The following is a 14,216-nucleotide window of genomic DNA, read 5'->3' as shown; positions in this document are numbered from 1 at the left end:
AATAAGGTTAATTGAGAGGATGATTTAATGAATCCTGTAAAATATATTGAAAGATTAAATAAAGAGCAAAAGACAGCTTACGATAAGGTTTTTGGACCACTTATTGTAATGGCTCCAGCTGGTACAGGCAAAACAGATGTAATAGCACTTAGGGCATATAATGCATACATCTCTGGAGTAAAGCCCGAAGACATGCTATTACTTACCTTTACAAACAGAGCCGCTAAATCCATGAAGAAGCGCTTAGAAATTGTAATTGGAGATATTGCAAATAAAATTAGAATATCTACATTTCATGGGCTTTGTGGCTTTATCTTAAGGCAAGAGGCTGTTAATCTTTTTTTGAGTCCAGATTTTATTGTTATTGACGAAGACGATTCTAGACAAATTATAAGAGATATAATAGTAAATAGAGGATATAAAAGTCATTTGTATTTCAAAGAAGAGCAGCTGTTTGTAGATTATATTAGACAAGCTAGAGAATTTCCATATATAAATGAAAAGAAGTTTGATGCAAAAGCATATTTTGAAGAGTTAATAAAAGAGAGAGGATTAGCATATTCTCTAGGCAGCCTAGCTGACTCTATCTCAGAAATATTAAACTTGTATGTTGCTCAGTTAAAAGCCTATAATCTTATGGATTTTACATCTTTAGTTGTTAGAGTTTCTGGGGCTTTTAAACAGGACTCGATTAGACAGCGCTGGGAAAGCTATTTTGAATGGATAGAGCTGGATGAAGTTCAAGATACAAATATGATAGAATACAAAATAATTAAAACGCTGTTTCAGAAACACGGCAATATAGCTTTGTTTGGTGATATTCATCAGACAATATACGAATGGAGAGGCTCGCAGCCAAATGAGATTTTAAGGGATTTTAAAATTAATAACCCAGGTTATGACACGGTGAGGTTTGAAGAGAATTATCGCTCTACAAAGCTCATATTAGAAGCGGCAGAATCTTTCTTAGGAAATAACATAGATAATCAAAATGTATATGAAGATACAGAAAAAATAAAGGTTAGAGGATTTAAGAATTTAAATGCTGAGCATGCGTATATATTATCAAAAATAATAGAAAATCAAAAGATGGATAAGGCATATTCAAATCAAGCTGTTTTAGCTAGGACAAATAAAGATGCTAAAACTATAGGAGATTATTTAGAATCAAATAACATACCTGTGTTTGTGATGGACAAAACTAGATTTTTCAGTAGAGAAGAAATAAAAAATGCTTTAGCCTATATTAAGTTGATGTTGAACCCCAAGGATATTTTGAGCCTGAAAAGAATAAATTCCGATTTAGTTGAAAAATTTTCAAAAGAGCAGGAAAAAGCATACCTTGAAATAGGACAATTTTTAAATGAGAAGGTATATAAAACAAAGGATCCATACCTAGAACTACTAGAGGCATTTGAATCAAATGAAGTAGTGGTATTTGACGTAGAAACTACAGGCCTAGATATAAAAAAAGATAAAATAATTCAAATAGCTGCTTTAAAAGGTGGGAAAAATGGAGTCCTACAAAAATTTGAGAGATTTATAAAAATTGATTATAGTGTTGGAGATTCATTTAAGATTCACAATATATCAGATGAGTTTCTATTTCAAAATGGAGTAGATGCTAAGAGCGCTATTGATGATTTCCTTTTATTTTCTCAGGACTCTGTAATAGTTGGTCATAATGTCAGCTATGACATAAATATCCTAAAAGAAAATATGAAGGCTATCGATTTAAATATAGACAAGCTATCGAGTAAAATATTTGATACTCTAATACTTACAAGAAAAACCTACCCAGGATTTTTTAGCTATAAGTTAGGAAATTTATTTAAAGAATTTTCATTAAACCATACACCTACGCACAATGCTATGGACGATGTGATATGTACCTTAGAGGTACTTGAAAAAGTAGTTGCTAAACTATTAGAAAAACAAGCAAAAAGGCAGGCTGTATTCACAAAGTATCAAGATTATTTTTATCCTATTGCTAGAAACTTAGGGATATTAGCCGAGCTAAGCAAAGAGAAACGACCTCAAGATATACTGCATGAGGCTCTTATAAGAGCTGGGCTTATTGAAAAATACAGCAAAACATCAGTAGAACTGCTTAAATTAAGAGAATTATATAGGATATTTAGAGAATACGATAAAACTGAAAAGCCCACATTAGAATCCCTGGCTGAGCTACTAGAAATTGCTTCACTAGGCAATGATACAGATAGATTTTTGAATATAAAAGACCAAGTACCTGTTATTACTGTTCATCAAGCAAAAGGACTAGAATTCAATACAGTATACCTTTACAATGCCACTGATGAAAATTTCCCATCCTCTAGAAATCAATCTGGAGAAGGGCTAAAAGAAGAAAAAAGGCTTTTTTATGTGGCGATTACAAGGCCAAAATCAAATCTTTATATCACCTATAGTGTTGGAGAGGAACAAGCTAAAGAGCTAAATAAACCAAGTAGATTTATACATCAGATTGAAAGAAAATATATTGATTTTAGGTAAAATTAGTATTAACGGAGGATAGCATGGAAAGAAAAATCATATCTTTGCCCTGTGGAGCAAGTGTAGGCGGGGATTCGTTTGTTCAGGTAATGGCAGCTGAAGTATCTGGAATAAAAAGCAACTTGAAATTAGAGATGGAAGTTATGAATCTTCATTCTAGAGCATTAGTTGCACTAGATTATGAGGTTGTATTTTATAATTCAATTTTAGAAAAATTAAATAACGACACATATAGCATAAGCCAAAAGGACTTTTTTATTCCAAGTGGGGCTATAGGAAACATTGGCAATTTTTTTATACCAGGTGAATTTTCAGATGCAAGAAAAGTAGATATATTTCTTGTGAGAGGATTTTTTGAAGATGGAAATGCACTTGATTTAAAATATGAAGACTCCGAAATTGTTGTTTTGGAAGCTTTAGATAGTAAGCAAAAAAACTTGCTTAAGGATAAAGTAGGAGAAGATGCAATATCTCTTGCTCAAAACAATGATTTAAGCTGGCGATGTGTATGTGGATATTTTAATGATAAAAATTCTAATGTTTGTGGGAATTGTGAACGAAACAAAACTGAAGTGTTAGAAAAATATTCTTCCATAGATATTTTTATTCAAGATGATGAAAAATCAGATGTAATCGAAGAAGAAATAGCAGATGATTTTTTTGAAAGTGACAATGAAAAAGAAAAATCAAATCAGACAGAAAGTAAGCTGAAGGAAATCATCCAAAAGTTTAACTCTCTTGAAAAGAAACCTAAGATATTATTATCTGCTTCTTTAGTATTTTTGCTGATGTCTATCTTCATAGGACTTTTATTTAGATAAGCAAGAATGAAACTAAAAAATACCACCTAATTGGCAATATAGTTAAGTTAAGATAAAATATGCGGTAAGAATCTACCGCTATTTAGTTTTGAAACAATTATTATGTATTAGCAATCTATTAATTTTAGATTGCTAATATTTTGGACTAAATGCAATATATACTTGACATTTAGAAATATATAAATTACTATATGCAATATAGGAGGGTTGTATGAAGAATAAACGAATGAAAATCGCTCGTATTGAATGTGATATGAACCAAGCAGATTTAGCAAAATTAGTTGGAGTGACAAGACAAACTATAGGACTTATTGAAGCTGGTGATTATAACCCTACATTAAATCTATGCATAGCAATCTGCAAAGCACTCAATAAAACATTAAATGATTTATTCTGGGAGGAGCCATATGAAAAGTAATAAAATTCAAGATGAAAGAATACTTATGGTAAGAAGAAAAATCCAAAGCGATGCGTATGTTTGCATTGTGTGTGTGTTAATTATTTCTATTATTGTACAGCAATTTTTTATGAACTCTCCCTTTGCACAATATGCAGTTGAATTTTTTGTATTAATAGGGTGTGGCTTATATATTTCAATACGCCATTTTAAAGAAGGAATTGATATTTTTAGCCCAAAAGTTGATGGAAAGAAAAAATTGTTATTAACCACAATTATAACAGGTGTCATTTCCTTAATCATTTTTGCGTTGTTAAGTGGTAAATATGATATCAAAACTTTAACATTATACTTTGTGAACTTTGTTATTATTTTCTTTGTATTGAACTCAGGGATAATATATATAAACAAGAAAAAACAGCAAACTATTGAAAATAAATTAAATGAAGATGAAATGGACGAATAAAATAGGAATACTAACTCGTAAATTTTTCATCGTTATTTCTACTCGAATTTATTTGTGAGTTTAACAAAAAGAGTTGAACAAAAGGGCCATCTTAAAAAGGATGACTTCGTTCAACTCTTTGCTGTATCTACGAATTTATCTTCTAATTGCACACACGCTCATTAATAGTTCAAATAAAATACTCTCTGACCCAGTTGGGTGTTTTTCTACACGTTAAATCTAAATAGTACAACGTCTCCGTCTTTCATTACATACTCTTTACCTTCTGATCTCACTAGCCCTTTTTCTTTAGCTGATGCCATATTTCCGCCATGAACTACTAAATCATCAAAAGATATAGTCTCCGCTCTTATAAATCCTCTTTCGATATCAGAGTGAATTTTTCCTCCAGCTTGTGGAGCTTTAGTTCCGTCTTTGATAGTCCACGCTCTTGACTCCATTGGTCCAGCAGTTAAGAAGCTGATTAAACCAAGTAGCTTATAGCTAGCTTGAATTAGCTTATCAAGACCAGATTTATCTAGCCCCATATCCTTAAGGAATTCAATTTTTTCTTCTTTATCGAACTGAGATATTTCCTCTTCTATTTTTGCACTGACAACAACTACTTCAGCATCCTCAGTTTGTGCAAATTCACGAACCTGCTTTACATATGGGTTGTCCTTAGCATCGTCAGCTACTTCCTCTTCAGATACGTTGGCTACGTATATTATAGGCTTTGAGCTAAGTAAATTGAATGATTTTACTACTGCCTTTTCATCATCAGATAAATCAAGTGTTCTAGCTGATTTTCCACTTTCTAAAGTATCTAACACTGTTTTGATTAGGTCTACTTCAGCAGCCAGTGCTTTATCTGATTTTGCAGCCTTTTGAGATTTTGCTAGTCTTCTTTCTAGCATTTCCATATCTGAGAATATAAGCTCTAAGTTTATAGTTTCAATATCTCTTATTGGATTTACATCACCATCTACGTGAACTACATTGCTATCTTCGAAACATCTTACAACGTGCACGATAGCTTCTACTTCTCTGATATGAGATAAAAATTTGTTTCCTAGTCCCTCGCCTTTGCTAGCACCTTTTACTAATCCAGCAATATCGTAAAATTCAATTGCAGTTGGAACTAATTTTTTTGATTCGTAAAGCTCTGCTAATTTTTCAAGTCTGTCATCTGGTACAGCAACTACACCTACATTTGGCTCAATAGTACAAAATGGGTAGTTAGCTGATTCAGCTCCTGCCTGAGTTATTGCATTAAATAAAGTACTTTTTCCTACGTTAGGAAGCCCAACAATTCCAAGTTTCATATAATCTTTCCTTCCTTACTCTCTTAAGTTTATTATCGTGAAAACATCTTAATATAATAATTAAATTTTTAAAATATCAACACAAGCACATTATTTTGATTATATTATAGAAGAACGATAAATTTCAATACATTATTATACTTATTAATTCGTTTCTTTGCTATAATAATAAAATGAGACTTTAATAAAAGGTATAATATTAAAAATAAAATTAACATTTTGCGTATTTTAAGGAGGCAAAAACTTGAAAGGCTATGAAAAAATAAATATTAATAATGGGATAAATTTAATGCTCATTCCTAGAGATAATTATAAAACTAATATAGTAACAGTATATCTTAAAAGACCTCTAAATAGAGAAGAGGTTACAAAGAACTCTCTTATTCCATCAGTGCTAAAATCTGCAACAGTTGGATATCCAAACCCTATAGCAATAGCAAAGAAATTGCAGGATTTGTACGGAAGTACAATAGGGGTATCCGTTGATAAAATGGGAGAAAGGCAAGTGCTTTCTTTTAGAATGTACTGCGTAGGAGATATGTATTTGCCTGAGCCTGTGTTTGAAGATTCTTTGGCAATGTTAAAAGAGATAATTCTTCATCCACTTACAAAGGACGGCGGATTTATAAAAGAATATGTAGATATAGAAAAAACAATCCTAGAAGAGGATATAAAATCAAAAATAAATAACAAAGGGCATTATGCTGTAGAAAAATGTATAGAGAATATGTGCAAGCAAGAGCCTTTTAGTATATCTGAGGATGGATATATTGAGGATTTGGGAGAAATAGATGAAAAGAGCTTGTATTCTCACTATAAAGAAATAATTGAAACCTCACCTATAGATATTGTAATCGCAGGAAGCTTTGACAGAGATGAAATTATAGAGACAGTAAAATCTAAATTTAATTTTGAAAGAAAAGAATTGGTAAAAATAGATAATGAACAGATTTATAAAAAGCCTGAAGCTTCATATATTACTGAGGAGATGGATATAAATCAAGGGAAGCTAGTTTTAGGACTCAGAACCAACATGGACTACAAAGATGAAAAATACTATAATCTTATGATGTTTTCTGCAGTTCTAGGAAGTGGAGCTCATTCAAAGCTATTTTTAAATGTGAGAGAAAAGCATAGCTTATGCTACTCGATATATTCTTCATTAGAAAAGCTTAAGGGACTTATGTTTATATCTGCTGGGATAGAAATTTCAGATTACGATAAAGCTCTTGAGTTAATATCGAAGGAACTTGACGATATGAAGCAGGGAAATATTACAAGTGAAGAGCTTACAAATAGCAAGAAGTTCATAATAAATAACCTTAAATCCTTAAATGATAATTTATCAGCTTTTACTGATTACTACTACAGCATGAGCATCCAAGACTCAAATAGAACCATAGATGATGTAATTAACCTTGTTAGTAAAGTAGAAATAAGCGATATTGTAGAAGTAGGTAAAGAAATATATCTTGATACAGTATATTTCTTGACAGGAAAATCAAATAATTAAATTTAAACCTAAGTAGGAGACTATATATGCAAATAATAAAAAATGAACTTTTGAATGAATATGTATACCATGAAAAACTTCATAACAATATGGATGTATTTTTCATGCCAAAACGTGGCTTTACAAAAAAATACGCTGTACTAGCGACAAATTACGGCTCAAACGACCTTGAATTTATAAGCCCACATACAAATGAAAAAATAAAAGTGAATGAAGGAATAGCACATTTTTTAGAGCATAAAATGTTTGAACAGCCAGATGGAAGCAATGCTTTTGATGATTTTGCCAAAATTGGTGCAAATGCAAATGCATTTACGAACTTTAATATGACGGCCTATCTTTTTTCTTCAACTGAAAATTTTGAAGAAGGACTTAGACATTTGATTTCATATGTTCAGGAACCATATTTTACGGAAGAAAATGTGGAAAAAGAAAAAGGCATAATAGCTCAGGAAATTAAAATGTATGACGATAATCCAGATTGGAAGCTGTTTTTTAACACGCTAAAAGCCATGTATAAAGTACATGCCAATAGTATAGATATAGCAGGAACTGTTGAAAGCATCTATAAAATTACTCCAGATGAGCTTTACAGCTGCTATAAGACTTTCTACAGCCCGTCCAACATGGCTTTATTTGTCATAGGAGAGCTAGATAAAGATGAAGTTATGAACATTGTAAAATCTACAGTAAAAGACGAATTTATGTTTGACGGTGAGATAAAAAGAATTGAGCCTTTAGAAACTGATGAGATAAGACAAAAAGAGATTATTGAGCAGCTTGATGTATCTGTTCCTATGTTTTCTATTGGTTATAAAGATAGGGCAGCAGTTTTAGGTTCAAAGGAGCTTATGAAAAAATCAATAGTAACTGAGCTGATTTTGGATATACTATTCAAAAAAGGAAGCCAGTTGTACGATAAACTTTACAGAGAAGGATTGGTCTTTGGAGGAATAAGCTGTGATTACACAGAGCACATAGACTATGGCTATACAATAATATCTGGAGAAACTAGAGATATAGAAGCAGTTAAGCATGAAATATTTTCAGCTATAGAAAGTGCAAAAATAGCAGGAATTGATGAAGCAGATTTTGAAAGAGCTAAAAAGAAAAAAATAGGAAGCTTTATAAAATCCTTTGACTCAATTGAGTTTATTGCCAATAACTATCTGTCATATTATTTTAAGGGCATGGATATACTAGAATATTATGAGGTACTAAAATCTATTGAAATTGAAGCTTTAAATGAAAGACTTAAAGAACATTTTGACAATGATATGAGCGTAATTTCAATTATTATGCCAAAAGAAGATAAGTAAGGGAGGATATTATGGATCCCGTAGCATTTAATTTATTTGGAATGGAAGTTCGCTGGTATGGTGTCATCATATCAGCGGCTATGATAATTGGTGTACTGTTAGCAATTAGAAATGGTAAAAAAGAGGGTTTCGTAGAAGACCATATTTTAGACGTGAGCCTACTAGCCTTACCTCTTGCTGTTATTGGAGCTAGACTTTATTATGTAATATTCAATCTAGAGCTTTATCAAGACAACTGGTTATCGATGTTCAATACAAGAATGGGAGGTATGGCCATTCATGGAGGACTTATAGGAGGAATCTTAGGGGGCCTAATCATTTGTTTTAAGCGAAAGATGAATGTGCTTAAGGTGGCAGATATAGTTACTCCTTCAGTGATTTTAGGTCAAGCTATAGGCCGATGGGGCAATTTTATCAATCAGGAAGCCCACGGAGGACCTACTAATTTACCTTGGGGTATAATGGTAGACGGAGTAAAAGTACACCCCACATTTTTATATGAATCAATTTGGAATTTAATAATCTTTGTTTTTCTTATGAAGATTTTTAAAAACAAAAAATTCGATGGACAAATGGCAAGCATATACCTTATAGGGTATTCTATAGGAAGATTTTTTATAGAGGGCTTGAGAACAGATAGTTTGATGTTTGGGTCGTTTAGAGTGGCTCAGCTTATAAGCGCATTGATGATAGCTTCGGGAATTTTATTATATAATTTACTAAAAAATAAAAAAATTAGCCCAGCTTATCGTGAAAATTAATAGAGTGTAGGAGAGGAAGCTTGTGGAATTTAAACATGTAACTGTGTTACTAAATGAAGCTGTTGACATATTAGATATAAAGCCAGATGGAATATATGTCGATGGAACCTTGGGAGGAGCAGGTCATTCTCTTGAAATCGTAAAAAAGCTTACTTCAGGAAAGCTTATTTGTTTTGATCAAGACATCAACGCTATTTCTGCGGCAAAGGAAAAGCTAAAGGATTTTATGGATAAGACAATACTTGTTCATAGCAATTTTGAAAATTTAAGAGAAGAGCTTAATAAATTAGGAATCGAAACAATTGATGGGTTTTTAGTGGATTTAGGAGTATCATCTCATCAGCTAGATGTTCCAGAAAGAGGCTTTTCTTATATGCAAGATGCACCACTAGATATGAGAATGGACAATAATGCAGAGCTTTCTGCATACGATGTTGTTAACACTTACTCTGAGGCCGAACTTAAGCGTGTTATTAAGGATTATGGCGAAGAGAATTGGTCGGCTAGAATTGCAAAGATTATTGTTGAAAGAAGAACTACTATGCCAATAAGAACGACCTTTGAGCTAGTAGATGCTATAAAAGCGGCTATACCAAAGAAGATGAGGGATGAAAACCAGCACCCTGCGAAAAGAACCTTCCAAGCTATTAGGATTGAAGTTAATAGAGAGCTAGATGTAATAGAAAAGACATTGCTTGCAGCTGTGGACATGATGAATGAGGGCGGTGTTTTAGCAGTAATTACATTTCACTCTCTTGAAGATAGAATAGTTAAAAATGTGTTTAAAAAATTACAATATAGCTGCACTTGTCCACCTGAGTTTCCAGTATGCATATGTAATTCGAAACAAGTAGTTGAGATTATAACAAGAAAACCTATACTTCCTAGCGAAAATGAAGTGGAAATGAATCCTAGGTCAAGAAGTGCAAAGTTAAGAGCGGCAAGAAAGCTCTAAGGCTGGGAGGATTGTATGAAAAAAGATACGGACTCAAATTATAAAAGCCGAAGTTTACAAAAATACTCAGGTTCACAATCTACAAGAAAAGATAATCATAGAAAGGATTTTCCTAAGAAAGAATCATCAAACACTTCATATGAGAGAAAAGAGCGAGTAAGTTATGGCTCTCACTACGAATCAGTCAGAGAAAGAAATAATATTGATAAACCTAAGGTAAGGGAAAGCGCTCCAAAGAAAAAAATTGTAAAGAAAAGAAAAAAATTAGATAAAAAAACTGTAAGAACTAGAATCTTAATTTCTGTTTTAGGACTTTCATTGTGTTTTGTAGGCGTTTTGTTTGGCTCGCTTATGTTTAGATATTCTATCATATCGGAACTAAAATATGAAATTAATACCTTAACTCGTGATTTGGATGAGATAAAGAACCAGAAAAAGGAAATAGAAGTACAGCTAGAGCACTCGAACAGAAGTGATGTAATTGAAAAGATAGCAATGGAACAGCTTCAGATGCAGTATCCTAGCGATGACCAAATCGTATATATAGAGATAGATTAGAAAGAGTGAGATAATTGGCTAAAAAAGTAGTTGATATAAAAAAAACAAGAATTAAAATTTCAGCATTTCTTTTTCTTACAGCTATCTTTGCTTTGATAGTTAGATTAGGGTATATACAAATAGTGGCAGGACCTACATATTCTCAGGAAGCTATGAAGCAGCAATATAAGGACACTGTAATTTATCCCATGAGAGGGATAATATACGACAGAACTGGTAAAGAACTAGCAGTAAGTGTTCCCAAAAATGATTTGTGGATTGAGCCTGACAATGTTAAGGACTCTGAAAAAGATGCTACGATAGAAACTTTGTCTAAAATACTTGAAATTGATAAAGAAGAAATTAAAAAAAGCTTGAGTTCTGGCAAAAAAAGGTTTGCTCTTGCAAAAAATATAGATTCAGATAAAGTAAAAAAAATAAGGGAAGCCAAGATATCAGGTATTTGGTTTGAACAGTCAAGTAGAAGGTACTACCCTTATGGGAAATTTGCTTCGTACGTAATAGGCCATGTATCTAACGAAAATGTTGGTCTTGCAGGAGTAGAGGCATCCTTTAATACTTACTTAAAGGGTATTCCAGGAAGAGAGATTTTCATCAAGGATGCAAGAAATAGAGAGATATCGACAAATAGCTTAAGCTATAATGAACCAGTGAATGGAAGAAATCTAATCTTGACAATTGATGAGGTAATTCAGCATCACATGGAAAGAGCTGTGGAGCAGGCTCTTGTAGATAACAATGCCAAGAGAGTTATTGCAATTGCAATGGATCCACAAACAGGAGACATCCTAGGCATGGTATCAAAGCCTGATTACGACCCGAATGATTCGAGAACTCCACTTTATCCATTGTTTCAAGAAAAAATTGATGCAGCTCTAAGCGATGAGGAAAAGCTCAAAGAGCTGTACACTATGTGGAGAAATCCTGCAGTAAATGACATATATGAACCAGGGTCTCCATTTAAAGTTGTAACTGCATCTGCAGCATTAGAAGAAGGGCTTGTGTATCCAGAAGAGTGGTTTAACGATATAGGTTACACAGAGGTTGCTGGAAGAAAGATAAAAAACTGGACTAGTAAGCCATTTGGTAGCATAACTTTTACTAAAGCAGTAGAGCAGTCCGTAAACTCAACTTTTATACAGATTGCACAAAGATTAGGAGCCCAAAAATTCACTGAATATATCACAGCTTTTGGGTTTGGAAAGCCTACTGGAATAGCACTTCCAGGCGAAGGAGTTGGAATGCAGTATACAGTTTCTAAGATGGGGCCTGTAGAGCTAGCTACTACTTCTTTTGGACAGAGTATATCTGTCACACCAATCCAAATGGTAAGTGCAATTTCTGCAGTTGCAAATGATGGAAAGCTTATGAAGCCTAGAATTGTAAAAGAGGTTACAGATGAAAACGGTGAAATAGTTGAGTCATTTGAGCCTGAGGTAGTTAAAAGAGCTGTATCTAAAACCACTGCAGATCAAATGCTTGCAATTATGGAATCTGTTGTAGCCAACGGTTCTGGATCGGCTACAAAAATAGATGGATATAGAATTGGCGGAAAAACTGGAACAGCTCAAAAGGTTATAGATGGAAAATATCAAAGCGGATATTATATAGCTTCTTTTTCTGCTGTTGCTCCGATTGAAGACCCTCAGGTGGCTTTGCTAGTAATAGTGGATGAGCCTAAAGGAGCTTCTTATTTTGGAAGTACGGTTTCGGGTCCTGTAGTTCGTCAAATAATGCAGGATATACTTAGGTATTTAGGAGTAAAGCCAAATGCCCAAGCAGTAATTGAAAATAATGACTCAAAAGTTGTAATACCTGAAATTAGAAATAGAAAATACTCTGAGGTAGCAATTGAACTTGAGAAGCTAGGAATAGGGCATGTTCTAGATGCTCAGCAAGAGATTGACACATCTGGAATAGTAATCGATTCCTTCCCAAAACCTGGAGATAAAGTTCCACAAGGCTCATCGGTTATGCTATATATTGGGTCATCGACAGATGAGACGATTATTATGCCTGATTTGAGTGGGAAAACTGTAAAAGAAGTCACTGAGCTTCTAAAAAATATGGGTCTTGAATTTACACCTGTAGGTTCAGGAAAAGCTGTAAAGCAAATGCCAAGTGCAGGTACTATGGTTAAAAAAGGCAACATGGCTAGTGTGGAGTTTGAATAGGCAATGCCCTTGGCATTGCCTTTAGAAGTTTTATAGATTAGTCGAATAGGAGAGTATTATGATTAAGCTTACAAAAAATCAAATTTTATCGTGGACTAGTGGAGAAAATAATTTCAAGGATTATAATCCAAAGATTGCTAATGTGGTAACAGATAGCAGAAAAATTCAAGAAAATGACTGCTACATAGCAATAAAAGGTGAAAATTTTGATGGGAATGATTTTATAGAGCAAGCAATAAATAATAAAGCTAGTGTTATTTTATCAAATAGACAGTCTTCAAATAAAGAAGTAATAACAGTTGAGGATACTGTAATTGCACTGGGAAGTATAGCAAAAAATTATTTGATGCAATTTGACATAAAGAAACTAGCAGTTACTGGAAGTAGTGGAAAAACTACAACTAAGGATATGTTATACTACGTGTTTAACGAGCATTTTTCTACACATAGAACAGATGGAAACTATAACAATGAGATAGGGCTTCCTCTTACAGCACTGAATATAGATAAAGGGTATGAGGCAGCTATTTTTGAAATGGGAATGTCGGCTCTTGGAGAGATTGACTATTTAGCTCAGATTGTAAGGCCGAATATAGCAATAATAACAAATATTGGTTCTTGTCACATTGAGATATTGAAGAGCCAAGAAAATATTTTTAAGGCTAAAATGGAAATTTCAAATTACTTGAACAATGATGACTACTTGATAGTAAATGGCGATGACAAATATCTGACTTCTCTATCAGAAAATGAATATAAATTTAATTTAATTAAATATGGGTTCGGTGAAGAGTGTCAGCTAAGAGCAAGTGACTATAAGGCAGTAGATGGGCAAAGTGAATTTTGGGTTACTGGTATGGGAATAAATAGAAGGTTTACCCTTCCTGCAATAGGCCTACATAATGTAAGCAATGCTCTAAGCGCTATAGCAGCTGGATTGATTTATAAAATTCCTACTGAAAAAATTCAAGCTGGACTTATGAAATTTCAGCCTTCAAAGCTTAGAATGCAAATTTTAGAAAAAAATAATATTAAATATATCAATGATTCATATAACGCTAATCCAGAATCTATGGAAGCAGTTATAACATCTTTTGAGAGCTATGCTAGAGGTAGAAAAATTGCAATTCTTGGAGATATGCTCGAGCTTGGTGAATTTTCAGTAGCCGCGCATGAAAGAATAGGAAGACTTGCAAGTGAAAAATTTGATTTAGTATTTTTTATTGGAAGCCAGATGAAGCATGCTTTTGATAATTTTAGTACAGATGAAAATACCGATAAAAGAAAATATCATTTTATTGATAATAATATAGCAATTGAGGAAATAAAGCGTATAATAAAATACGGTGACACAATACTGTTAAAAGGGTCAAGAGGCATGAAGCTTGACGAAATATTTTCTGCCTTAACTGATGATAATATGGAGGGTTAAAT

Annotated in this window: 12 protein-coding genes; 11 read left to right on the top strand and 1 reads right to left on the bottom strand. The window is 33.0% G+C overall.

Going from position 1 to position 14,216, the window contains the following annotated elements:
- Window positions 1–27: 27 nt before the first annotated feature.
- From CLOST_RS09650 to CLOST_RS09635, 4 genes are all read left to right on the top strand, one after another.
- Window positions 28–2,514: a 3'-5' exonuclease gene (locus tag CLOST_RS09650; protein ID WP_013362122.1), complete on the top strand. Its 2,487-nt coding sequence runs from the start codon at window positions 28–30 to the stop codon at window positions 2,512–2,514.
- A gap of 23 nt (window positions 2,515–2,537) precedes the next feature.
- Window positions 2,538–3,335, top strand: a complete 798-nt coding sequence (locus tag CLOST_RS09645; RefSeq protein ID WP_013362121.1) for a hypothetical protein — start codon at window positions 2,538–2,540, stop codon at window positions 3,333–3,335.
- A 211-nt stretch (window positions 3,336–3,546) separates the two neighbouring features.
- Window positions 3,547–3,753, top strand: a complete 207-nt coding sequence (locus tag CLOST_RS09640; RefSeq protein ID WP_041487181.1) for a helix-turn-helix transcriptional regulator — start codon at window positions 3,547–3,549, stop codon at window positions 3,751–3,753.
- Window positions 3,743–4,198: a DUF6773 family protein gene (locus CLOST_RS09635; protein ID WP_041487180.1), complete on the top strand. Its 456-nt coding sequence runs from the start codon at window positions 3,743–3,745 to the stop codon at window positions 4,196–4,198. Before CLOST_RS09640 ends, CLOST_RS09635 begins: the two co-directional genes overlap by 11 nt.
- Before the next feature lie 206 nt (window positions 4,199–4,404).
- On the opposite strand, the gene ychF is transcribed toward CLOST_RS09635, so the two are convergent.
- Window positions 4,405–5,502 (bottom strand): redox-regulated ATPase YchF, encoded by a 1,098-nt coding sequence (gene ychF / locus CLOST_RS09630; RefSeq protein ID WP_013362118.1) that lies wholly within the window; start codon window positions 5,500–5,502, stop codon window positions 4,405–4,407.
- Between the two features lie 244 nt (window positions 5,503–5,746).
- On the opposite strand from ychF, the gene yfmF reads away from it, so the two are divergent.
- Genes yfmF through CLOST_RS09595 form a run of 7 tightly spaced genes read left to right on the top strand, consistent with a single transcriptional unit; the run spans window position 5,747 to window position 14,214 of the window.
- A complete protein-coding gene (gene yfmF, locus CLOST_RS09625) occupies window positions 5,747–7,015 on the top strand; it encodes an EF-P 5-aminopentanol modification-associated protein YfmF (protein ID WP_013362117.1) in 1,269 nt (422 codons plus the stop codon).
- 26 nt (window positions 7,016–7,041) lie between these two features.
- The gene (yfmH, locus tag CLOST_RS09620) at window positions 7,042–8,334 is read left to right on the top strand and encodes an EF-P 5-aminopentanol modification-associated protein YfmH (RefSeq protein WP_013362116.1); all 1,293 of its coding nucleotides are present in this window, start codon (window positions 7,042–7,044) and stop codon (window positions 8,332–8,334) included.
- Window positions 8,335–8,345: 11 nt separating this feature from the next.
- Window positions 8,346–9,095: a prolipoprotein diacylglyceryl transferase gene (lgt, locus tag CLOST_RS09615; RefSeq protein WP_013362115.1), complete on the top strand. Its 750-nt coding sequence runs from the start codon at window positions 8,346–8,348 to the stop codon at window positions 9,093–9,095.
- Between the two features lie 22 nt (window positions 9,096–9,117).
- Window positions 9,118–10,050, top strand: a complete 933-nt coding sequence (gene rsmH, locus CLOST_RS09610; protein WP_013362114.1) for a 16S rRNA (cytosine(1402)-N(4))-methyltransferase RsmH — start codon at window positions 9,118–9,120, stop codon at window positions 10,048–10,050.
- A gap of 15 nt (window positions 10,051–10,065) precedes the next feature.
- Window positions 10,066–10,608 carry an FtsB/FtsL family cell division protein gene (locus tag CLOST_RS13595; protein ID WP_013362113.1) on the top strand — a complete coding sequence of 181 codons (543 nt, stop codon included), beginning with the start codon at window positions 10,066–10,068 and terminating at the stop codon, window positions 10,606–10,608.
- A gap of 14 nt (window positions 10,609–10,622) precedes the next feature.
- Complete coding sequence (locus CLOST_RS09600) at window positions 10,623–12,782, top strand: PASTA domain-containing penicillin-binding protein (RefSeq protein ID WP_013362112.1); 2,160 nt, start codon at window positions 10,623–10,625, stop codon at window positions 12,780–12,782.
- Window positions 12,783–12,840: 58 nt separating this feature from the next.
- The gene (locus CLOST_RS09595) at window positions 12,841–14,214 is read left to right on the top strand and encodes a UDP-N-acetylmuramoyl-tripeptide--D-alanyl-D-alanine ligase (RefSeq protein ID WP_013362111.1); all 1,374 of its coding nucleotides are present in this window, start codon (window positions 12,841–12,843) and stop codon (window positions 14,212–14,214) included.
- Window positions 14,215–14,216 lie beyond the last annotated feature (2 nt).

Origin of the sequence: Acetoanaerobium sticklandii (assembly GCF_000196455.1) — a bacterium.
GTDB classification, from domain to species: Bacteria; Bacillota; Clostridia; order Peptostreptococcales; family Filifactoraceae; genus Acetoanaerobium; species Acetoanaerobium sticklandii.
Note: the sequence above shows the minus strand (reverse complement) of the source record. Positions and strands in the feature narration are given on the sequence as shown.

Coding starts and splice junctions, on each gene's coding strand:
- CLOST_RS09650 (WP_013362122.1), top strand. CDS start 28: ATGAATCCTGTAAAATATATTGAAAGATTAAATAAAGAGCAAAAGACA.
- CLOST_RS09645 (WP_013362121.1), top strand. CDS start 2,538: ATGGAAAGAAAAATCATATCTTTGCCCTGTGGAGCAAGTGTAGGCGGG.
- CLOST_RS09640 (WP_041487181.1), top strand. CDS start 3,547: ATGAAGAATAAACGAATGAAAATCGCTCGTATTGAATGTGATATGAAC.
- CLOST_RS09635 (WP_041487180.1), top strand. CDS start 3,743: ATGAAAAGTAATAAAATTCAAGATGAAAGAATACTTATGGTAAGAAGA.
- ychF (WP_013362118.1), bottom strand. CDS start 5,502: ATGAAACTTGGAATTGTTGGGCTTCCTAACGTAGGAAAAAGTACTTTA.
- yfmH (WP_013362116.1), top strand. CDS start 7,042: ATGCAAATAATAAAAAATGAACTTTTGAATGAATATGTATACCATGAA.
- lgt (WP_013362115.1), top strand. CDS start 8,346: ATGGATCCCGTAGCATTTAATTTATTTGGAATGGAAGTTCGCTGGTAT.
- CLOST_RS13595 (WP_013362113.1), top strand. CDS start 10,066: ATGAAAAAAGATACGGACTCAAATTATAAAAGCCGAAGTTTACAAAAA.
- CLOST_RS09595 (WP_013362111.1), top strand. CDS start 12,841: ATGATTAAGCTTACAAAAAATCAAATTTTATCGTGGACTAGTGGAGAA.